Below are 18,971 nucleotides of genomic sequence, written 5' to 3'. Positions count from 1 at the left end.
CTCCTAGAACAATCTCGGTTGACCCAGTCTTTTGGCAATATGGTTGGCGCCGAACAACAAGATGATGCTGATGACGGTTTTGAACACACCGGCCGCCGTCGCTAATGAGAAGTTGCCCATCGCAATGCCGTATTTCAGCACGAACAGATCCAGGTTTTCGGAATATTCGGCGGTTAAGCCGTTGCCAAGCAAATATTGCGGCTCAAAGCCGGATTCCAGAATGTTGCCGAGATTCAAAATAAGCAAAATCACAATCACCGACTTCAATCCCGGAAGCGTCACATACAAAATCCGCTGCAAGCGGTTCGCACCGTCGATTTCCGCCGCTTCGTATTGTGCCGGATCAATTGTCGTAATCGCCGTCAAATAAATAATCGTGTTCCAGCCGAGGTTTTTCCATACCTCAGAGATGCCTAGAATTCCCCAAAAATATTTGCCTTCGGCCAGCCATAGAATCGGCTCTTGAATAATTCCCAGCTTCATCAGTATCAGATTGACGATGCCAGAGCTCTCCGTCGATAACGCCGTAACGATGATGCTGGAAGCGACCACCCAGGATATAAAATGGGGCAAGTAACTGATCGTCTGAACCGTTCGCTTGAAAACAACGCTGCGCAGCTCATTAAGCAAAATCGCCAGCACGATTGCGGTTACGAAGCCAAGCACCAAGTTAATAAGGCTCATTGCCAGCGTATTGCGCATCACCTGATAAAAGTTTTCGTCTTGAAACAGAAACTTAAAGTTGCGGAAGCCCACCCATTCCTGATCGAACGGGCTGGTGCCCGGCCGAAACTGCTGGAATGCGATGGACCAGCCCCACACCGGTATATATCGAAAAACGAGCAGCCATAGAACGAATGGCACCGACATCAGCAGGAGCGTCTTCTGTTCTGCGAGCTTGCCTAACCATGACTTAGTTGTCATCGCTCTCTCTTCCTCTCAGCCCATGCGCGGAAGGACGGGCAGTCTTGCCCGCTTACTTACAGCTTTCCAGCCCTCTAGCTTGCAGTTGCCGCAAGACTCCCCGTCCCTCTGCCCTTGGATCGTCGTTATCGTGCTTCTCTTTTATCTCTTCTTGCCAGCCAGCCGATCCTGCACGACGCCGTTCGCCCAGTCCTCATAAGCTTTGACGTCCAGCTTATTGAAATCAGCGACGTAGTCACTCCACATCGCGTCAAATTTCTCCGGTGCAGCAAGGATCAGCTTCGGAAACCATTTGCGCTGCAGGTCCATTTTTTTCTGCTCGAAAAGCTGCTCCTTGGAGCCTTGCTGCTTGTTCGCCGACCAGACCGGATACCACTTCCGCTCGTCCGGCGGACTATATACATCCGTGAACACCTTCAAGCCGTAAGCTTCGAGAATACGCTTGTCGCCATCTGTATAGCTTTTCTCTACCACTTCCGGCTGACGGTCAGGGAAGTAGGCATTGCCATCCTCGAACAGACCGGCACCCATCGGCCAATAATAGCTGAAGTAGCTAAAACCATATGATTGCTGGAACTCCGGATTTTGAATTTGCGCAATTTGTTCTTCCGTACGGTAGAAGCGGCCCTTGTCGTCCACCTCATAGGTTTTGCCCTTCTCTCCCCAGAACAGCAGCTTTTGATTTTCCTCTTTGACCATGTTGTCAAAATACTGAATAATGCGGGCAGGGTCCTTCGCTCTTGTCGTAATGCCGATGCCCCGGTTCGTCACGAACGTCGGCGGGTCCAAATACTGATCCTTGGTGCCCTTCTCGAATACGAGCGGGAAGCCGATAAATTTGCGGTCGTCGTTGCCGGCCTGCGCCAGATTTTGCACAGCGGGAACGATCTGCCAGCCGTAATCGAAAAAGCCGAGCACCCGTCCGCTGGACAGCTTCGCAATGTACTGGTCGTACTTGGCGACAAGCGATTCTTTATCCAAAATCCCTTCGCTGTTCGCTTCGTTCAGCTTTTGCAGCCAACGCTTCATGAAATCCTTGTCGCCGGTTACGGCTGCTTTCTTCGTCTCCATATCGACGAAAACCTCGCCCTCGTTCGGGAGGCCGTTCAGGTTCGGAGCCGGATTCGTCAGCGTGAAGAAGCGCCAGTCATCGGTCAGCGTCTCGAAGCCGAGCGTATCTCCGCCGTCGATTTGCGGATATTTTTCCTTGTACTTTTTGATCAGCTCAAAATATTCATCCAGCGTCTGGATTTTCGGATAGCCAAATTCCTTCAGCACCCCTTGCTGAATGTAGAAGGCGCCAGGCTGGTACATGTCCGGCACGAAGCCGTTGCTAGCAGCAAACGGTATGATGTAAATGTTGCCGTCCTCGGAGGCCAACTGGTCCCAATACGGGCCATAGAGCTTTTTCAAATTCGGCGCATACTGGTCAAGCAGGTCATTCAGCGGAATGAACGCTTTAGCATCCAGCATCTTGTCGATGCCGCTGTCGGGTACGACAACGTCCGGCAGATCGCCGCCGGCAATCATCACGCCAAGCTTCGTATTGAGATCACCGACCAAATACTCCATTTTAAAATTGACGCCGGTTTGGTCTTCCAGCAGTTTGCCCAGCACAGTCTCATTCGTATTGGTATCCTTGCCGGCAACCGCGGCATTGAAATACGTGAAGGTGACTGGCGTCTTTTTCTCACCCGCAGCCGGGTCCGCAGACGCCGACGGAGCAGAAGCTTTGCCGCCGCCGTTAGCGCCAGAGCAGCCGGCCAGCAGCAGGACGAGTGAAACGGAAAGCAGAACGTACGATAACTGTGAAATCTTCATATCGATGGATTCTCCTCTTGAAAGGATCGATTTTTGAAAGCCCTTTCATTTTTATCATAATCAATCGCCGAGGGCCGGTCATCTCGTAAACTTTAGCTTTTATTTCGAAAAATTAAGCTGTTTCGGCAGCCGCATTTTGACCGTTGTACCCGCTCCAGGCGCACTTTCAATGTCCAGACGGGCGGCACCGCCATAAAATAATTGCAGTCTGGCAATCACATTGCGGATGCCGACATGCTGCTCGGAATCCTCCTCCAGACTTCTCTCGGACAACACATAGCGAAGCTTGTCCGCCTCCATTCCAATCCCATTGTCCCGTAGCACAAAGACAAGCTCTTCGCCTTCTGCCGAAACCTCCAGCTGGATCACGCCCTGCTCCTGGATCGCTTCAATGCCGTGAATGCTGGCATTCTCGACAAAGGGGACAAAAATCATTTTCGGAATACGGCAGAGCGCTGCTTCTTCCGTTACCGTGATGCTGTAGACCAGCTTTTCGCCAAACCGGTACTGCTGAATTTCGAGAAAAGAACCGATCAGATCCGTCTCCTGCCGGACGGTCACCCAATCATTGCCCCAAGCAAGCGACTTGCGGAAAATTTTAGCCATACTGCTTATGATCCGGGCCGTCTCCTCCTCGCGCTTCATCAGGCTGCGCATCCGCAGCGCCTCCAGCGCGTTAAACAGAAAATGAGGATTGATCTGGCTTTGCAAGGCATGAAGCTGCGCCCGCCGCCGCTGCAGTTCCAGATTCTTGGCCTGAATATCCGCGACGTACACATCGTCGATCAGACTTTTGATCTGTCCCGTCATCCGGTTAAATTCAACGGTTAGCTGGCCGATTTCATCCGTCGATTCCACATGCTCGATGAGTTCAAAACGCTGGTTTTTGACTTGCTTCATTTGCTTCAGAATGCGCAGCAGCCGATCATGCAGCGATTTGGCGATCCAGACAATAATGAGCGTCGGAAGCAGCAGATTGACCAGCGCCAAATAAACGACCGCCATTTGCGACTTCTGAATTTCCGCCAATATTTGATGCTCAGGCATGATGCCGATAATCGACCAGCCCCGCAAATAATCAACGTTGGGAAAAGACTTCGTAAAGACGAGCGCTCCATCCGGCTTGTCCACCGACGCAAACGGAGTCGGCTGCTGCCGCCAATCGATACTAGATGCCGTTGCAAATTCGATCCCGCCTTCCCGATTCACCAGATACAAGTCGCCTTGCAGCGCCCGGTTGTCCATCACCTGCTTGAACGCATCGGGATGAAAATCGATCTTTAATATTTTCGCGTAACGGTTGGACGCCTGCATGTTCAGCTTGCGTATTAAGCTGTACGTACCATCCCCGCTGCCCGAACTACCGCTCCGGGTATGAACGAGCAGCGGCGCATCGCTGCTTGCAGCGGACCTGACCGCGTCATACCAATCCGATCGCTTAACCTCATCGGTGAGCGGACTGATTCCTCCAGCCCCCAGCAGCGTCGGATTGTCCGTGTAGATGGTGAGGTCTTGAATCGACCGGTCCAGCGGCGCATAACGGTTAAGAGTCGGACGGATGTAGGTGTCATAAGCGTCCAAATATTCGACCCAATCGGGATACTCCCGCTCCAGCGACTCATTCATCCACCCGTCCGCATAGACGATGGAGGAGACGCCAACTGCCGCATCGATTTTGGCACGGAACGCGTTCTGAATCCGGTCCAGTTCCAGCGAAATATCCTGCTCCTTTTGCTTGCGGACGCTGTTTGTAGTGACGGAATAAAAGAAAAGATTCGTAAACAACACCGGGATAAACACCGCTATAAAATAAAACAGCAGCAGCTTGTTACGCAGCCTTATATTATTCATCCCGAACGCCCCCGCCCGTCTGCTCCAGCAATCGGCTTCTGTATTCAGCGGGCGTCGTCTGCTCCAGCTTTTCGAACTGGGTAATAAAATAATTGGAGCTGCTAAACCCGACTTTCTCGGCCACCTCGTAAATTTTCAGCTCCGTCTGGCGCAGCAGCCTCTTGGCCTCCCGAATCCGGACACCGAGCAGAAATTCGTTGAAATACATGCCGTACGTTTTCCGGAACAGCTGGCCCATATAGACCGGGTTCATATAATGCTGCGAGGCCATTCCCTTCAAGCTGATATTTTCTCTAAAATTGGCCTCGATGTAGCTTTTCACTTGATGGATGCTGCCCTGCAGCTTCGCTCTTCGCAGCTCCCCGATCCGCGCCGCTCCTTCCAATGCAAAGCTCATCAAACGCTCTTCCAGCCTGTCGAAGCTGCCTTTGCCGGCTGCGCTCCAGCCGGTCAGCTCATCCAGTCCATGAAGCGCTAAGCTTCCTTCCATATCGCTGATGATTCTTTTCACATTGGCGATTAGCCGTCCAACCGTCCTGCCAGCTGCCGCAGCGTCCGCTCCGCGTCTCTCCAGCTCCTGAATGAACTGTCTCACCGCACGCCGCACCGCCTCCGGGTCGTTCTCCTCCATCCGGTCCGTCACCGCAAGCACCAGCGGCAAATCCGCTTCCGGGGACAAGCCTCCAGACTGAGAATTTGCCTGCAGTTGTCCATGCAGTCTGCTCAGCGCCGCCTTCAGCTCATCGACATCAATCGGCTTCAAAATATAGTCCTGTACCTGATAGCGCATCGCCTGCTGGGCATATTTGAAATCCTCGTATCCGCTCAATACGATAAAAGCGATTTCCTCCATGCCTGCTTCCTTCACTTTCCCAATCAGCTCCAGACCGGTAACGAGCGGCATGCGGATATCCGTTACAACCAGATCGGGTTCGCCCGCCTTCACCACTTCGAATGCTTCCGCTCCGTTTGCAGCTTCACCAATGACCTCATAACCGCATTCCTGCCAGTCGATCAACTGCCGAAGCCCCTGACGCACATACACCTCATCATCCACCAGCAACACCTTGAACATAGACCCCATCCTCTCTGGACACTCTACAGCCCCGCAATCACCACGCCGCCATTGGACACATTTAAATTCATAACCAGATAAATCTCAACCTATTTAAAAGCCTTTCCTGCACTTGACGATTTCCATCATTTTAAAAAAGATACGCTATACCGGGGTTTTTCACCCGGTTTCGTTATCTATTTCTTATTTAAATAAGCTCCCCTTGCCCTTTATTCGCTCTCCTCCCCTTCGGCCCCAATTCGGAAGATATCAATTACAGACAAAAATAGATCAACACCGCGCATTGTCCCCCTTCCGGCGATTGTGTAAGCTTCATTTATGAAACGAACCTAAGGAGGAAACATAAGTGCCGACCCAAGACATCCGCAAGCGGGATTACAGCCTGACGGGACCGGAAGGCGAGCGGGCCCAGCAAAGGGGACTCGTCGCCGCACAGTGGTACGCGACCCCGATACCCCGCGCCAAAATGAAAGAGCTTATGAAACGAAAAGACGGACCGGCCATACGCGACACAATCATCTGGTTCTGTGCGCTTGCCGCAGCCGGCGTGCTGGCCTATTGGTCATGGGGAAGCTGGTGGGCGATTCCCGCTTTCGCCTTATACGGCGTGCTGTATGCATCGCCTGCCGACTCCCGCTGGCATGAATGCGGCCACGGCACTGCCTTCAAGACGGCTTGGATGAATGAGGCCGTCTATCAGATTGCATCCTTTATGATTTTAAGACCGGCTACGCCATGGAGGTGGAGCCATTCCAGACATCATACCGATACCATCATCGTGGGACGCGACCCGGAAATCGTCTCGCCCCGTCCTCCGGTCTGGCATGTCATCGCGATGGAGTTTTTCAAGCTGTACGGCGGACCGCGTGATGTATGGCGGATGCTGATGCACTGCTTCGGCAAGCTGGATGCCGAAGAAAAGGAATATATTCCGGCCTCCGAGGTTCGCAAGACATGCTGGGAATCGCGGATTTATGTCCTTATCTTTGTGATTGTTATTGCGGCCTGCTTTTACTATGGAACGATTAAGCCGGCGATGTTCATCGTGCTCCCTTCCTTTTTCGGAAGCTTTCTCGTCCTGATGACCGGCCTGTCGCAGCATCTGGGGCTATACGAGGATGTGCTGGATCACCGGTTGAATACGCGCACGACGTATATGAATCCCATCGTCCGATTCCTCTACTGGAACATGAATTACCATATCGAGCATCATATGTTTCCCATGGTGCCTTACCATGCGCTTCCCAAGCTTCATGAAGCGATCAAGGATGATTGTCCGAAGCCTTCCACAAGCTTGTCCGCAGCGTTGAAAGAAGTATTCACCGCGCTGGTCCGGCAGCGGAAGGACCCGTCCTATACGATTGTAAGGCCGCTTCCTTCCACAGCAGCCCCCTACGAATATGGACCGGATGCAGCCGCAGCAGCAGCAGAGTAACCAAAACCACTATGAAAAAAAGAGGTGCTTATGATGACATATGAAGGCTGGATTGCAGCATGCGATGCCGAGGATATCGACGAGGAAGACGTTATCCGGTTTGATTACGAGGACCGGACATTCGCGATCTACCGCTCGGATAAAAGCGAATATTACGCTACAGACGGCTATTGCACGCACGAGAAATTCCATCTGTCCGATGGACTCGTTATGGGCAAGCATATTGAATGCCCCAAGCATAACGGACGGTTCGACTATACGACCGGCGAAGCGAAACGCGCACCGGTATGCAATGCGCTGCAAACCTATCCGGTGAAAAACGAAGCCGGACAAATTTGGATCAAAATCAGCTAAGGAGGCTTTACAATGACGGATAACGCAATGGTCATTATCGGAGCAGGCGAGACGGGTGCACGAGCCGCCGCCGAGCTCCGCGAACGAGGCTGGACGGGAGCAATCACCCTCATTGGCGAGGAGTCTCACGCTCCCTATGAGCGCCCTCCCCTGTCCAAGCAAGTGCTTCAAGAGGCCGGCGAACCTTCGCCGGCTTACATCGTCACTACAGAGAAATTGCAGGAGCAGCGCATCGACTTCATTCATAGCAGCAAGGCGGCCTCCATCGATCGGAGCAGGCATATCGTTTCGATGGAAGACGGCAGGCAGTTCCGCTACGAGCGGCTGCTGCTCGCAACCGGAGCCCGCCCCCGCATGCTTCAGTTGTCGGATTCGGGCAGCGGTGCGGGCAGTGCTCCAAATATACGCTACCTCCGTTCCTATGCCGATGCGCTGGCGCTTCGCAGCCAGCTTCAGCCCGGTCAGCGGGTTGCCATTATCGGCGGCGGCTTTATCGGCCTTGAAGTGGCGGCAAGTGCCAGACATCAGGGCTGTGCCGTTACTGTCATCGAAGCCGGCCCGCGCATTCTGATGCGCGGTGTGCCGGAGGCGATCGCCCGGGTCGTCGAAGCCCGCCACCGCGGGGAAGGCGTCTCCTTCAAGCTGAATGCTAGCATTCAAGCGATCGATAGCTCAGATTCCGAAAGCATTATGACGTTCACCGGCGGAGAAGCGCTTGCCTTCGACGTCATTCTGGCAGGCATCGGAGCGGTGCCGGATACGGTACTCGCCTCCGGCTGCGGGCTAACGATCGAGAACGGCATTGCCGTTGACGAGCGATTGAATACGAGTGATCCCGATATTTTTGCCGCAGGGGACTGCTGCTCATTTCCCCATCCGCTCTATGGCGGGATGCGAATCCGGCTGGAGGCTTGGCGCAATGCGCAGGAGCAAGGCACGCATGCCGCAGGCAGCATGCTCGGCTCCAATGAAGCTTACGCTGCCGTTCCTTGGTTCTGGTCCGATCAGTATGACTTGACACTTCAGGTAACCGGATTGCCGCATACCGCCCGCACGACCGTTCATCGCAGCCTTGGCGCAACAGGCGACTTGTACTTCCACCTGACAGATGATTATCGGCTTGCAGCTGCGAGTGCCATCGGCCGGAACGGCATTGCCAAGGACATTCGCCTTGCTGAGATGCTCATCGCATCCCGGGCCGCTCTTGATCCCGTGCAGCTCGCTGCGCCGGACATTAAGCTCAGATCACTGCTGACGGTTTAACGCTTAATCAGCAGATATGGAAAAGGGTTGGATGGAGATTCAAATCTCCATCCAGCCCTTTTTTTTCTTGCGTCAGCAGCCTGCCGCTATTTACGCTGATTATGCTCCGCCACAGCACGCTGCCACTGCGCTTCTGCGATTCCCTTGAACAGCAGCGCCTGCTGCCAGCGGTCCGATACTTCCAGTTCCTGCCCGCTTACGGCATCCCGCTTCGTAACGGCATAGTAACCAGGAGGCCCAAGCTCGGTCACGAAGGGGAGTACATCCCCCGGCTTTGCCTGCTGGAGCCAGCTCGTCATTCCCTTCCGCCACCAGCGTTCAAAATTAGGCAGCATCGGATGATCGCCAGCAGGGCCAACGTCAACCTGCACCTGCTCCCCATTCGATACCCGGGCATGCAGGCATGAGGTTCGCTCCAGCAAAGCATCAAAAATCAGCTCCGCTTTATCCAGCGGGCCATTGAGCTCTCCCGCTACGATGTAATGGGACAGGTCAATTGTCAGCCGCAAATCGGGAAGCGCCCCCACATATTGTCCCGTCCGGATCAAATCCTGCGTCACCGTGCCGCGATGTGTCTCCACGAAGGTTGGCATCCCCGCCGCTTTTGCTTCCGCCAACAGGCCGGACAACAGCTCAATTGCCTCGTTCCCGATGACAAAGCCGTCCATCACCTGCAGATTCAAATACTGAACTGGCCCAAACTGCCGGATCTGCTCCAGCACTGTACGAATATCTTCTATCTTCGTCGGAAAAGCCATCGTATTGAAGCCCAGCTTATAACGCTCCAACAATCGCTGCCACTTCTCCGCTTCTTCAAGCGGCGGCATAACGGCGCTGATCGCGGAATAGCCCGCCTCCGCGATCTTCTCAAACTTCTGCTCCATCGACCATTCCTTGCCGTTCTCACCCAGCCCGATCATCGCCCACCATGACTGCTGAAGCTCCAGTCTTGGAGCGTTTGCCGTACCGTCATTAATCGCATTTCTTATGCTCATCACAGACCCGCCTTCCCTTAAAAAACGTCAAATGGATTCCATCTCTTCTCATCACATCAAGAGAGCAGCGCCCATGAAGGATGGCGCTCCAGGCGTTCCAGCATAGAGCGGTACACGTCACGATTCCGCTCAAGACGGCTGTAAGGATCTCCGCCCATGCCATAGCCTTGGAACCCGACGAAGCCCTCATACCCGAGCCCTCTAAGAACGCCCATTACTGCGAAAATATCCAGTTCGCCCGCATCGATACATTCGATAGAAGCAGGCAAGCCCTTATCCTGCTTTCGGCTGCCGCAAAGGTTAACGGCATGCAAATAAGGCGCGCAAGCAGACAATGCGCCGTTCAGATCGCCGCCGTCAATAGCGAACCAATGAAAGGAGCTGAATGTGATGCCAAGCAGCGGATGGTTAAGCTGCTTCACTAGCCGCAGCGCATCCTCCCACCGCTCCAGCCAAAAGTAAACATGATGATACAGCGAGATTTTAATCCCGTTGCGCTCCGCAACGGCGAGCAGCTCCGACAGCCGCTCCATCGCCAAAGCATCGCCTTCCAGGGACGATGGCTTCATGCCGGAATCGCCCATCGTCAGCGCCAGCTCCACCCGGCTGCAGCCTTGAAGCTGCTCTAGCATCGAGAAAATTCTAGTCACATGCGGATGCTCCTTAGGCAGTGTCAAATCCAGCACTACATAAACCGCAGCAACCTCCAGACCATACTCCGTTTTGACATGGGGCAGCCGTTCAAGATCCTTCCAAGCCTGCTCATCCTCATCCCATAACGTTAAGTAGACCGCATCATAGCCCAGCTCCGAAAGCATTTCGCAACGGGTGTTGAAGGGATAATTGCCTAAGCTGTTGTAGAAAAAGGTATCCATTCCATAGATCCGGTTCATCCGCGCGCCCCCTCAGCCTTGGCAACCGTCTGTACTTCTCCTGTAGCAATACAATCGTATATCGCGGCGAGAATGCTGAAATTGAATACCGCCTGCTCGTTAAGAATAGCGGGCGTTTGCTGTCCGGCCAGCGCCTGCATGAAATAGACGATCGGCTTATCCATCATGCCGAGCGGCGCATTTTCCACGTTACGCTGACTGGCTTCCGCTTCTCCGTTCACATCATAATATTGCTTGAGCTCGCCGTGGCCGTCGAAGCACAGCCAATCCCAATGGACAGCACCGCCGGTTCCTTCGATTTCCGCAAGACTCCGTTCCTCGCCATGGCAGCAAGCAGCCCGCTCATATTGCACGGTCACCGCTCCTCCGCCAGCCAGATGAAACCGCATTGTCGCCCCTACATGCTGCTCCACCTCGGAATTCGCCTCCGCTTCAATCGGATGTCCCGTTGCCGGATTCGTCATCCAGGCATGAAGCACATCGACCCGCTCGGGCTGCAGCACCTCGGTTAAGCTTGCGATGTCATAAGGGCCCCAATCCATGAGCGTGCCACCGCCGCTAACCGAGCGATTCAGAAACCAGCGGCTCTGCGGCTGATACTCGATTCCCGTTCTTGCCCGCTTGCGGCGCTGCACCCATTGCACCTGATAGACATCGCCAAGCGTACCGTGCGCGAGCAAGCCTTTCACTTCCTCTGTAATCTGCAGACCTGCAAAACGCGAGCTGCAGCAGCCGATCCATTTGCCTGTCTCCTCCGCCGTCCGCAGCATCAGATCCGCTTCTTCCCGGTTCATGGCCAGCGGCTTTTCGCACAGAACGTGCCGGCCGGAGCGAAGCGCTTGAATGGAAATATCCGCGTGCGTGACAGGCGGCGTCGCAACGATGACGATATCATCCTCTCTGGACGGCTCGTCCAGCATCAAAGCCAATTGCTCGACCGGTGTCGCCCATGAAAAACGCTCTGCAAAAGCAGCCAAAGCCGCTTGATTAACATCCGTCACATAAAGCGATGGACGGCTCTCTTCCGACTCGGCGTAACGCTCGATCGCTTCTGCGTGGTAGCCGGCAATTGCGCCCGCTCCAACGATATAAATGCGCTGCTTCACTCGTTCACACTCCTGTTCAAATTGATCCTGTTCCGGTATTCTCCCGGCGTCTGCCCGGCCCGTTCCTTGAACACTTTATTGAAATAATTGGCTTCCCCGAAGCCGCATGCTGCAGCGATTTGCTCTAGCGTATAGTCAGACTCCTCCAGCAGCTGCACCGCCCTTCGAAGCCGAAGCATTCGGAGCATCTGAATGGAGGACATGCCGTAGACTTGCTTAAAAGCACGATTGAAGTAGCTGGGATGAAGAAAAAGCAAGCCGGCCAGCTGCTGGCGTGTCAGCTTCTCGCCCAAATTGTCTTCCATGTAGCGGATGACAAGACGGAAGCGGTCCCTTGCCGATAACGCCGGCACGACCGACTGCTCGATGCTTCTCCTTAAGCTGGATTGACCGGTCATGCGATTCACCCCGATTTTTCGGATATTTAAGCGAGTACAGCCAGCTCTTCCCGGACGTAAATCCCGTTCTGAAGCGTTACCTGATCGGGCTGAAGCTCGGCCTCCTGCGATTCCTCTTCGACCATCACCCAGCCGTCATAGCCCGTCTCTTGCAGGTAATGAACGATAGCCTTATGATCGATCGAGCCTTGTCCTAGCTCAGACCATTGCCCGCTTGCCAGATTAATATCTTTGAAATGGACATGGCGAATGAGATGCCGGTAAGTCCGGAATATCGTCTCGGCGTCCATGCCGCCCTTCACAATGTGACCCGTATCCGGGGCATAGCCGCAATAGCGGGAATCGATGCCGTCCAGCAGCACCCGGTAATCCTCTTCAATGCGGAAAATCGAGCCGCTTGGCGAGTTGGGATGATACGCACATGCAATACCTGCTTCGTAAGCGCGGCGGGCTACCGCATTGATGCTTAACAGAGCGTTCCGCTGTCTGAGAGCCAACTCACTTCTGTCCTTGCCGGGAAGCTGTACAAGCGTGAGCAGTGTACCCGGAAAATGCTTCAGAAACCGGATGATCCGGTCAGCCTCGGCTTTCTCCTCAACCGTCTCGCCCGCTTCACGCCAGTCGAGCGCAAGACAAAGGGCGCCCAGCTTCAAGCCTCTTTCCTCTAGCGCATTTACGAGCGCCTGCGGATCGTCGTTATAAGGCCCAAGCATGCACACTTCCGGCTCTACGCCTGCGCCGCCCGCTTGCTGCACGATGTCCAGAATGTGCTCCAGCTCATTGCGGTGCTTCTCATAGGACATTTGCCACGTATACGTCTGAAAGCCAAACTTTATCGCCATCGTCTACTCTGCCTCCTTAATCGCCTTGCGGATGAACGGCACAGCCTCACGGCCCCATTCCTCCACTTCAGCATTGAAGCAAAAGTCGACGCACCACCAGTCAATGTCCGCCACGACCGGCTTCAGCTCTTTAAGAAACGCAGTAAAATCGATCTCGCCAGCTCCAAACGCCGCATGCGTGCTCGTCTCCTCGTCATGCAGCGTGCCGTCAGAGTCGATCAGATGGAAATGTCCGATATGGCCATCAAGCAGCTTCGCAAATTCCGTAATCCCTCCGGGAAGCACTTCTTTCTCTCCCGGCTGGCGTGCGCCAACCACTCCGCTCATATAAGCATGGCTCGTATCGAATAAAATTTGGAATGACGGATGGCCCACCGTCTCGACAAGCCGCTTGATCTCCGAAGGCTTGTTCAGCCAGAAACCCGGCTCGAATTCCCATACGATCCGGATGCCGGAGGCGGCCGCCAGCTCCGTAGATGCCTTCCACGTAAAAGCAAGCCGGGCGAACTGTTCCTCATACTCCGCCTCTTCCAAGGCAGACGGCGGGCTAACCGTGTCGACCCGAATCGTGTCGATGCCGAGATCCACGCAAAATTGAATATAGGACTCCATCAATTGCAAATAGTCGGCAGGCTCGCATTGTGCAGGCGGTACCGCCGTAAAGTCCGGCGCGTAGCCGGAGATTCCGAGCCCATGGGACTGAATTTCCTCCAGCAGCGCTTGGCGGCTCTCCTTCGTCGGATACAGCTCCGGCGTCGGGTGAGGCGCAAAGCCGTTAATTTCTACCCCGTCATAGCCCGCCTCGCTGGCATATTGCAAAATTCGCGAGAAAGGCCAAGGCGATGCTGCGAAAGGACCAAAGGCAAACGCCCATGAGCCGATTGATAATTTTGGATTCATCCCGATCGCTCCTTCTTTAACCTAAATGTCGGTGACGCAATAAAAAGTCCAAGGTGATCCGGTTGAAATCATCCAGCCGGTCCCAGTGATGCGTATGGCCGCTGCCCTCGAACACTTGCAGCTCAGCGTGCTTCATCTCTCCCGCAATGACCTGCGACAAATGAAGCGGTGTAAAAATATCCTTGTCCCCTACTGTAATCAGGGTAGGAGTTGTTAGGGCTCCGAGCCGCCCTGTCGTCTGATGGGACGTACAAGCGTCGCATTGCGCTAGAAACGCATGCACCGGCATCGGATTCTCCTCCAGCAGCGCTGCCGCACGGGCCGCCTCCAGCTTGAGGGCATGATTGTTATAGTAAGCCGGCGTATAAATAATAAGCTGTAGCAGCTTCTGAAATTCATCGGCCGGCATATGGGAATAACCGCTGCCGAGCGTCTCGAACACGCTCCTTGTATAGGTATCGCATTGCTGCCAAGAGCAATTGAGAGACAGGCTTATGACCCGATCTGGAGCAGCCAGTGCCACCTCTTGCGCGATTGCGCTCCCCATCGATATGCCGGAAATATGGGCTTTATCGATATGAAGAGCATCCAGTAAGCCGATCGTATCGGCTGCCATCATCCGCGTTGTATACGGCCCCTCTGGCTTGGCGCTGCCTCCCGCTCCCCGATTGTCGATGAGAATGCAGCGGAAATGCGGCTCATACGCCCGCACATGCTCTTCCCATACCGCTCCCGGCGCACCCAGTCCCATAAGCAGCACTAACGGCTCGCCTTGCCCCCGTTCTGTATAATGAAGCTCAATTCCGTTCGCTTGTACGACAGGCATACTCCATCCTCCTTCGCTTTAAGCCAGATGCTTCCGGATATGCTGGACGCCAAGCCGCGCCGCATCATCCGGATGCTCGCTATAATTGCGCCACAAGTGCAGCCGGGAAATAAGACCTGGCACCTGCTGGCCAAATGCTTCGATTGTCAGCCAGCCGTCATAGCCGATTTCCTTCAGCACGTCGAAGATTTCTCCGGTTACCGCATGTCCGCTGCCCGGAACGCCCCGGTTGTTCTCGGAAATGTGAACGTGCACAATGTATGCCGCCGCTTTCCGCCAAGCATCCGGCACGTTCAGCTCTTCAATGTTGCCATGATGCGTATCCGCCAGCAGCCCGACGTTAGGCAGACCGACCTGCTTCACGAAGCGGACGCCTTCCTCCAGCGTGTTGACCAGATACATCTCGAAGCGGTTGATCGGCTCAAGCGCCAGCTTGACCCCTAGCTCAGCAGCAAACTTCCCCGCCTCGCGGAGCGTCTCTACCGCGAAGTTCCATTCGTCGGTTTGCGGGCCTTGTCCCGTAAAGCGGCCAAGCCCTTGGAACAGCGGACCGCACAGCACCTCAGCACCCATCAGATGCGTATTGGAAATGGCTTGCTTCAGCGTCGCCAGCGCATTGTCCCGGAGCCGGGAATCCCGGCTTGCAGGATCGGCTACCGAAGCGTCAAGCGCCGCAATGGCTGTGCAGCCGAGCCCCAATTCCTTCAGAATCAGTCCAAATGCTTTCGCATCGCCAGCATCCATACTGTCTGCAGCCAGCTCGACGCCGTCAAAGCCCCATTCCTTAATCGATTGCAGCAGCCTCAAATGCTCCGAAGGGTTTGGCTTATCCGTCCATAGCAACAGGTTCATGCCTACTTTCATCGCGCTATCACTCCCATGGGTTCAGTATAATTTTGCCGCTCTGCTGCGAAGCAGACACTTCAAACGCTTCCTGAATCCGGCTCATCGGGAATTGATGCGTAATGAGCAGGTCCGTCAGCGGCGAATGCTCGATCACCTTCATCAGCTGCGGGAATTCATTCAGGTTGTAATGCCAGGAACCGATCAGATGAATGCCTTTGCGCAGCAGATCATCGCTCACCTTAATCGGCGTCTCGGAGAAGCACTCGCCAACGAAGGCAACTTTCCCCTTGCGCTTAAGCGCATCAATCTGCAAGCGGTGTGCAGATACGACACCGGAGCAATCCAGTCCGAAGTCGGGCCCTTTGCCGCCGGTTAAGGCTTTAATCTGCTGCACCGCATCAGGGTCACGCGGGTCGATAATATGCTCCACGCCCATCTTTTTCGCCAGCTCCACCCGGTAAGGGTTCATCTCGACGGCGATAACCTTCGCCCCTCTGAACTTCGCATTGACGATTGCGCCAAGGCCAACTGGCCCAAGACCGGTAATGAGTACGGTGGAGAAAGCATCGACGCCCATCGTTGTGAACGCGCCATGCGACGGCCCCAAGCCGCAGCATGCTAGGGAAGCTTTCTCATAAGGCACGCCATCAGGAATTTTGGCCAGCAGCCAGGACGGCTTGGACAAATATTGCGTCATCGTCGGCTCGTGATGAGGCAGATTATGCTCGCAATAGATGAAGTCGCCGGCGATGCACATGTCGCATTCCCCGCAAGGATATTGCGGCATGACGACAACACGGTCGCCTACCTTCACTTTGCTGCCCGGCGCGACCTCTACCACTTCGCCTGCCGCTTCATGTCCCAGACAGTCGGAGTGATCGCCATGGACGAACCCCTTATATTCCGCGCACATCGGCGCTGCATGCACCTTGACCAGCGCCCAGCCTTCCTTCAAGACCGGTGTCTCCCGTTCCAGCAATTCCGCTTGCTTCACTCCTGTAATCGCCGCTTGTTTCATTGCTCTGTCCCTCCTTCTATTAAATGCTCCGCGCCAACCGCCCAATGAATGCCGTTCAGCAATAAGCGCCGGAATTCCGGCAGGTCGAAATCTTCCGGATGACCCATCGTCGTCGTAAACACACGGCCCCCGCCGGAATGACGGCGGGTCCAAGCGACCGGATGCACACGCGGCGTCTCGCTCGTGTACGACCAGCCGTTATCCTCCGGATTGATCGTGGCGCCGTTAAGCAGCGGCGTCGAATCTCCCTTCGGCGGATAAGGCAGCACTTGATAGAGCCACGAGCGGCATTCGAAGTGCGTCGGAATGCCGCTAAGAATCGGATGATCGCCCGCTCCCCAAGCGACGGATACGCTCGTCGTGGAAGAATGGCCGAAGTGGCGAATCCATGGCGCACCCAGTACATCGATGCCAAAGCCGTCATTCCAGCGGGCCAGCGGATGGCCTTCGGGATATTGAAAGGCATGCGTGCTTGTGCGCAGGCCGACGACCGGCTTGCCAGCCTTAAGATAATCGCTAATATGCTGAAACTGCTCCGGCGGCAATTGCCGGAAGCGAATATAGAAAACCGCGAGATCGGCCGTTTGCAGCGCCTCTAGCCCTGGTATATTTTCCGGATCAGCAGCGCTTGGGCATGCAGTCAGAACGGTGACGGAAGCACCGTGCCTGCGGGCAGCCTCTTCGGCGATACGAGGCATCGTTTTCTCCGATTCATACTCATCTTCACCGCATACGAACACGAGGCGGTATCCCTTCAGTGAATCATTGGATGTATCCATAGCTGCTCACTCCTTCTCCTCATAACGGAAGTAGTCGAAATCGGCATGGCGGCGTCCGCCGGACAAATCATGCGCACATAATCCGATAAAAGCGCCGGTGAAGCCCCAATCGGTGAAATAGCCGTCGACCAAATGCGTCGCATACTCGTCGGAAATTTTGCTGGCGTCCAGCATCGGACCGATAGCGCTCCAGTCCGCTCCATCAAGCGAATAGTAGAATTGCAGATTGCTAGCTTCCAAGAGAAGACGCAAATAGACGCGCTGCCCCGATGGGATGTATACATGCGGCTCGGTATGCTCAAAGTAGACGCCGTGGTCATTGCCGATAATCCCGACATTCGTGCCGTCCTCTTCGCCATGTCCGATGCGCAAGTAATAATAGTTTTGCGAGTTGTAATAGTAGACAAGGCCCGCCATATGCTGATAGGTTTGCGGTTCGAATTCAACAGCGGTCTCCGCCTCGCAATGAAAGGCCTGCTGGCGGCGGGCAACCAGACTATGACGGAATCTGGAGTTTGGCGACTCCATTCCCTTCAGCCGGAGATAGCCGGGCCGTTCCGTGAGGGACAGCCAATCTTCGGCAAAAGGCTGCCGCAGCGATTGCCACTGCAAGTCGAGCTTTCCGCCGTCGAAATGATCAACGACAGGACGCTCCGGGAACGGATGCTCCGGCAGTGCCGGAGGACGAACGCATAATTGCGGCTCATTGCCGCCTTCATCCAAACGAAGCCAGCCGTCCTCGCTCCATACACAGCGCTGGATTGCCGTTTCGCGGCCCAAGTTGCAGCGCCGGTCTTCTGTCGGCAGCGGCCGTCCGCATAAATGCACGATATACCATTCATTGCTTTGCGTTTGCACGAGACTGGCATGACCGGCCTTTTGCAGCACCAGCTCCGAATTGTGATAGGAAGTCAGCATCGGTGCTTCGGGATCGGTCTCATAGGGACCGTCTATCGTCTTGGAGCGCGCCAGCGTGACGGCATGCTCATAGCTTGTTCCGCCTTCGGCGACCATCAAATAATAGTAGCCGTTGCGCTTATAGAGATGCGGCCCTTCCGTCAAGCCCAGCTTGGAGCCGGTATAGATCAGCTGCGACGGGCCGATCAGCTTCTTCTCTTCCACGGAATACTCTTGCAAGTAGATGCCGTTAAACGGATCGCTTCCTTTGCGGAAATCCCACTGCATGTTGACGATCCATTTTCTCCCGTCATCATCATGAAACATCGAAGGATCAAAGCCGCTGCTATTAAGATAGATCGGGTCCGACCACGGGCCCATAATGTCAGAAGCGACAACGACGTAATTATGCGTATCCTTGTACGCTCCGGCATGGCTTTTCACATCGGTGAAGACCAGATAGAACAGTCCGTCATGATGGGTCAGGCAAGGCGCCCATACACCGCCCGAATCAGGGTTGCCCAGCATATTAAGCTGGCTTGCGCGGTCCAGCGGACGAGTCAGCAGCTGCCAATGGATCAAGTCGCGAGAATGATGAATTTGAACGCCGGGGAACCATTGAAATGTCGACGTGGCGATATAATAGTCGTCTCCAACCCTTACGATCGAGGGATCAGGATTAAAGCCGGATAAAATCGGATTTTGGATGCGCAAAGGTTCTTTGCAGGTTGTCATAGGGCACACTTCC

The 18,971-nt window shown here is 54.7% G+C and carries 18 protein-coding genes; 3 read left to right on the top strand and 15 right to left on the bottom strand.

Annotated features, from left to right (window positions below):
- Positions 1 to 3: 3 nt before the first annotated feature.
- From ACFVVF_RS12465 to ACFVVF_RS12450, 4 genes are all read right to left on the bottom strand, one after another.
- Entirely contained in the window at positions 4 to 924 is a 921-nt protein-coding gene (locus ACFVVF_RS12465) for an ABC transporter permease (protein ID WP_387809491.1), read from the bottom strand.
- A 141-nt stretch (positions 925 to 1,065) separates the two neighbouring features.
- A complete protein-coding gene (locus ACFVVF_RS12460; protein ID WP_387809488.1) occupies positions 1,066 to 2,745 on the bottom strand; it encodes an ABC transporter substrate-binding protein in 1,680 nt (559 codons plus the stop codon).
- A gap of 99 nt (positions 2,746 to 2,844) precedes the next feature.
- Positions 2,845 to 4,596 (bottom strand): sensor histidine kinase, encoded by a 1,752-nt coding sequence (locus ACFVVF_RS12455; RefSeq protein ID WP_387809485.1) that lies wholly within the window; start codon positions 4,594 to 4,596, stop codon positions 2,845 to 2,847.
- Positions 4,589 to 5,671 carry a response regulator transcription factor gene (locus tag ACFVVF_RS12450; RefSeq protein ID WP_387809482.1) on the bottom strand — a complete coding sequence of 361 codons (1,083 nt, stop codon included), beginning with the start codon at positions 5,669 to 5,671 and terminating at the stop codon, positions 4,589 to 4,591. The genes ACFVVF_RS12455 and ACFVVF_RS12450 overlap by 8 nt, the downstream gene beginning before the upstream one ends.
- A gap of 346 nt (positions 5,672 to 6,017) precedes the next feature.
- Between ACFVVF_RS12450 and ACFVVF_RS12445 the strand changes: the two genes are divergently transcribed.
- The 3 genes from ACFVVF_RS12445 to ACFVVF_RS12435 are packed head-to-tail and all read left to right on the top strand — an operon-like array spanning position 6,018 to position 8,723.
- Positions 6,018 to 7,106 carry a fatty acid desaturase family protein gene (locus ACFVVF_RS12445; RefSeq protein WP_387809479.1) on the top strand — a complete coding sequence of 363 codons (1,089 nt, stop codon included), beginning with the start codon at positions 6,018 to 6,020 and terminating at the stop codon, positions 7,104 to 7,106.
- A gap of 30 nt (positions 7,107 to 7,136) precedes the next feature.
- Entirely contained in the window at positions 7,137 to 7,460 is a 324-nt protein-coding gene (locus tag ACFVVF_RS12440) for a MocE family 2Fe-2S type ferredoxin (RefSeq protein ID WP_229692005.1), read from the top strand.
- 12 nt (positions 7,461 to 7,472) lie between these two features.
- Positions 7,473 to 8,723, top strand: coding sequence for an NAD(P)/FAD-dependent oxidoreductase (locus ACFVVF_RS12435; RefSeq protein WP_387809476.1), 1,251 nt, complete (start codon positions 7,473 to 7,475; stop codon positions 8,721 to 8,723).
- Positions 8,724 to 8,809: 86 nt separating this feature from the next.
- Here the strand turns inward: ACFVVF_RS12435 and ACFVVF_RS12430 are convergent, their stop codons facing one another.
- From ACFVVF_RS12430 to ACFVVF_RS12380, 11 genes are read right to left on the bottom strand one after another with little or no spacing between them, the layout of a single operon-like run.
- Positions 8,810 to 9,718 carry a sugar phosphate isomerase/epimerase family protein gene (locus tag ACFVVF_RS12430; RefSeq protein WP_387809473.1) on the bottom strand — a complete coding sequence of 303 codons (909 nt, stop codon included), beginning with the start codon at positions 9,716 to 9,718 and terminating at the stop codon, positions 8,810 to 8,812.
- Positions 9,719 to 9,774: 56 nt separating this feature from the next.
- The gene (locus ACFVVF_RS12425) at positions 9,775 to 10,611 is read right to left on the bottom strand and encodes a sugar phosphate isomerase/epimerase family protein (RefSeq protein ID WP_387809470.1); all 837 of its coding nucleotides are present in this window, start codon (positions 10,609 to 10,611) and stop codon (positions 9,775 to 9,777) included.
- Positions 10,608 to 11,717 carry a Gfo/Idh/MocA family protein gene (locus ACFVVF_RS12420; protein WP_387809468.1) on the bottom strand — a complete coding sequence of 370 codons (1,110 nt, stop codon included), beginning with the start codon at positions 11,715 to 11,717 and terminating at the stop codon, positions 10,608 to 10,610. Before ACFVVF_RS12420 ends, ACFVVF_RS12425 begins: the two co-directional genes overlap by 4 nt.
- Positions 11,714 to 12,115, bottom strand: coding sequence for a helix-turn-helix domain-containing protein (locus tag ACFVVF_RS12415; protein WP_387809466.1), 402 nt, complete (start codon positions 12,113 to 12,115; stop codon positions 11,714 to 11,716). The genes ACFVVF_RS12420 and ACFVVF_RS12415 overlap by 4 nt, the downstream gene beginning before the upstream one ends.
- 26 nt (positions 12,116 to 12,141) lie before the next feature.
- Entirely contained in the window at positions 12,142 to 12,957 is an 816-nt protein-coding gene (locus tag ACFVVF_RS12410; RefSeq protein ID WP_387809463.1) for a sugar phosphate isomerase/epimerase family protein, read from the bottom strand.
- A gap of 3 nt (positions 12,958 to 12,960) precedes the next feature.
- Positions 12,961 to 13,857 (bottom strand): sugar phosphate isomerase/epimerase family protein, encoded by an 897-nt coding sequence (locus ACFVVF_RS12405; RefSeq protein ID WP_387809460.1) that lies wholly within the window; start codon positions 13,855 to 13,857, stop codon positions 12,961 to 12,963.
- A 16-nt stretch (positions 13,858 to 13,873) separates the two neighbouring features.
- Complete coding sequence (locus ACFVVF_RS12400) at positions 13,874 to 14,683, bottom strand: alpha/beta fold hydrolase (RefSeq protein ID WP_387809457.1); 810 nt, start codon at positions 14,681 to 14,683, stop codon at positions 13,874 to 13,876.
- A gap of 18 nt (positions 14,684 to 14,701) precedes the next feature.
- Positions 14,702 to 15,547, bottom strand: a complete 846-nt coding sequence (locus ACFVVF_RS12395) for a sugar phosphate isomerase/epimerase family protein (protein WP_387809454.1) — start codon at positions 15,545 to 15,547, stop codon at positions 14,702 to 14,704.
- Positions 15,548 to 15,554: 7 nt separating this feature from the next.
- Positions 15,555 to 16,547 carry a zinc-dependent alcohol dehydrogenase gene (locus ACFVVF_RS12390; RefSeq protein ID WP_387809451.1) on the bottom strand — a complete coding sequence of 331 codons (993 nt, stop codon included), beginning with the start codon at positions 16,545 to 16,547 and terminating at the stop codon, positions 15,555 to 15,557.
- Entirely contained in the window at positions 16,544 to 17,326 is a 783-nt protein-coding gene (locus ACFVVF_RS12385) for a ThuA domain-containing protein (RefSeq protein WP_387809448.1), read from the bottom strand. The genes ACFVVF_RS12390 and ACFVVF_RS12385 overlap by 4 nt, the downstream gene beginning before the upstream one ends.
- Positions 17,327 to 17,332: 6 nt before the next feature.
- Positions 17,333 to 18,958, bottom strand: a complete 1,626-nt coding sequence (locus ACFVVF_RS12380) for a glycoside hydrolase family 43 protein (RefSeq protein WP_387809445.1) — start codon at positions 18,956 to 18,958, stop codon at positions 17,333 to 17,335.
- Positions 18,959 to 18,971: the final 13 nt, after the last annotated feature.

Source organism: Paenibacillus sp. NPDC058174, from assembly GCF_042883865.1.
Taxonomy (GTDB): domain Bacteria; phylum Bacillota; class Bacilli; order Paenibacillales; family Paenibacillaceae; genus Pristimantibacillus.
This window is presented reverse-complemented; position numbering and strand designations above follow the sequence as displayed.

Excerpts from the sequence above, each read along its gene's own strand:
- ACFVVF_RS12465 (WP_387809491.1), bottom strand. The coding sequence starts at position 924 with ATGACAACTAAGTCATGGTTAGGCAAGCTCGCAGAACAGAAGACGCTC.
- ACFVVF_RS12460 (WP_387809488.1), bottom strand. The coding sequence starts at position 2,745 with ATGAAGATTTCACAGTTATCGTACGTTCTGCTTTCCGTTTCACTCGTC.
- ACFVVF_RS12455 (WP_387809485.1), bottom strand. The coding sequence starts at position 4,596 with ATGAATAATATAAGGCTGCGTAACAAGCTGCTGCTGTTTTATTTTATA.
- ACFVVF_RS12450 (WP_387809482.1), bottom strand. The coding sequence starts at position 5,671 with ATGTTCAAGGTGTTGCTGGTGGATGATGAGGTGTATGTGCGTCAGGGG.
- ACFVVF_RS12440 (WP_229692005.1), top strand. The coding sequence starts at position 7,137 with ATGATGACATATGAAGGCTGGATTGCAGCATGCGATGCCGAGGATATC.
- ACFVVF_RS12435 (WP_387809476.1), top strand. The coding sequence starts at position 7,473 with ATGACGGATAACGCAATGGTCATTATCGGAGCAGGCGAGACGGGTGCA.
- ACFVVF_RS12430 (WP_387809473.1), bottom strand. The coding sequence starts at position 9,718 with ATGAGCATAAGAAATGCGATTAATGACGGTACGGCAAACGCTCCAAGA.
- ACFVVF_RS12425 (WP_387809470.1), bottom strand. The coding sequence starts at position 10,611 with ATGAACCGGATCTATGGAATGGATACCTTTTTCTACAACAGCTTAGGC.
- ACFVVF_RS12415 (WP_387809466.1), bottom strand. The coding sequence starts at position 12,115 with ATGACCGGTCAATCCAGCTTAAGGAGAAGCATCGAGCAGTCGGTCGTG.
- ACFVVF_RS12410 (WP_387809463.1), bottom strand. The coding sequence starts at position 12,957 with ATGGCGATAAAGTTTGGCTTTCAGACGTATACGTGGCAAATGTCCTAT.
- ACFVVF_RS12405 (WP_387809460.1), bottom strand. The coding sequence starts at position 13,857 with ATGAATCCAAAATTATCAATCGGCTCATGGGCGTTTGCCTTTGGTCCT.
- ACFVVF_RS12400 (WP_387809457.1), bottom strand. The coding sequence starts at position 14,683 with ATGCCTGTCGTACAAGCGAACGGAATTGAGCTTCATTATACAGAACGG.
- ACFVVF_RS12395 (WP_387809454.1), bottom strand. The coding sequence starts at position 15,547 with ATGAAAGTAGGCATGAACCTGTTGCTATGGACGGATAAGCCAAACCCT.
- ACFVVF_RS12390 (WP_387809451.1), bottom strand. The coding sequence starts at position 16,547 with ATGAAACAAGCGGCGATTACAGGAGTGAAGCAAGCGGAATTGCTGGAA.
- ACFVVF_RS12385 (WP_387809448.1), bottom strand. The coding sequence starts at position 17,326 with ATGGATACATCCAATGATTCACTGAAGGGATACCGCCTCGTGTTCGTA.
- ACFVVF_RS12380 (WP_387809445.1), bottom strand. The coding sequence starts at position 18,958 with ATGACAACCTGCAAAGAACCTTTGCGCATCCAAAATCCGATTTTATCC.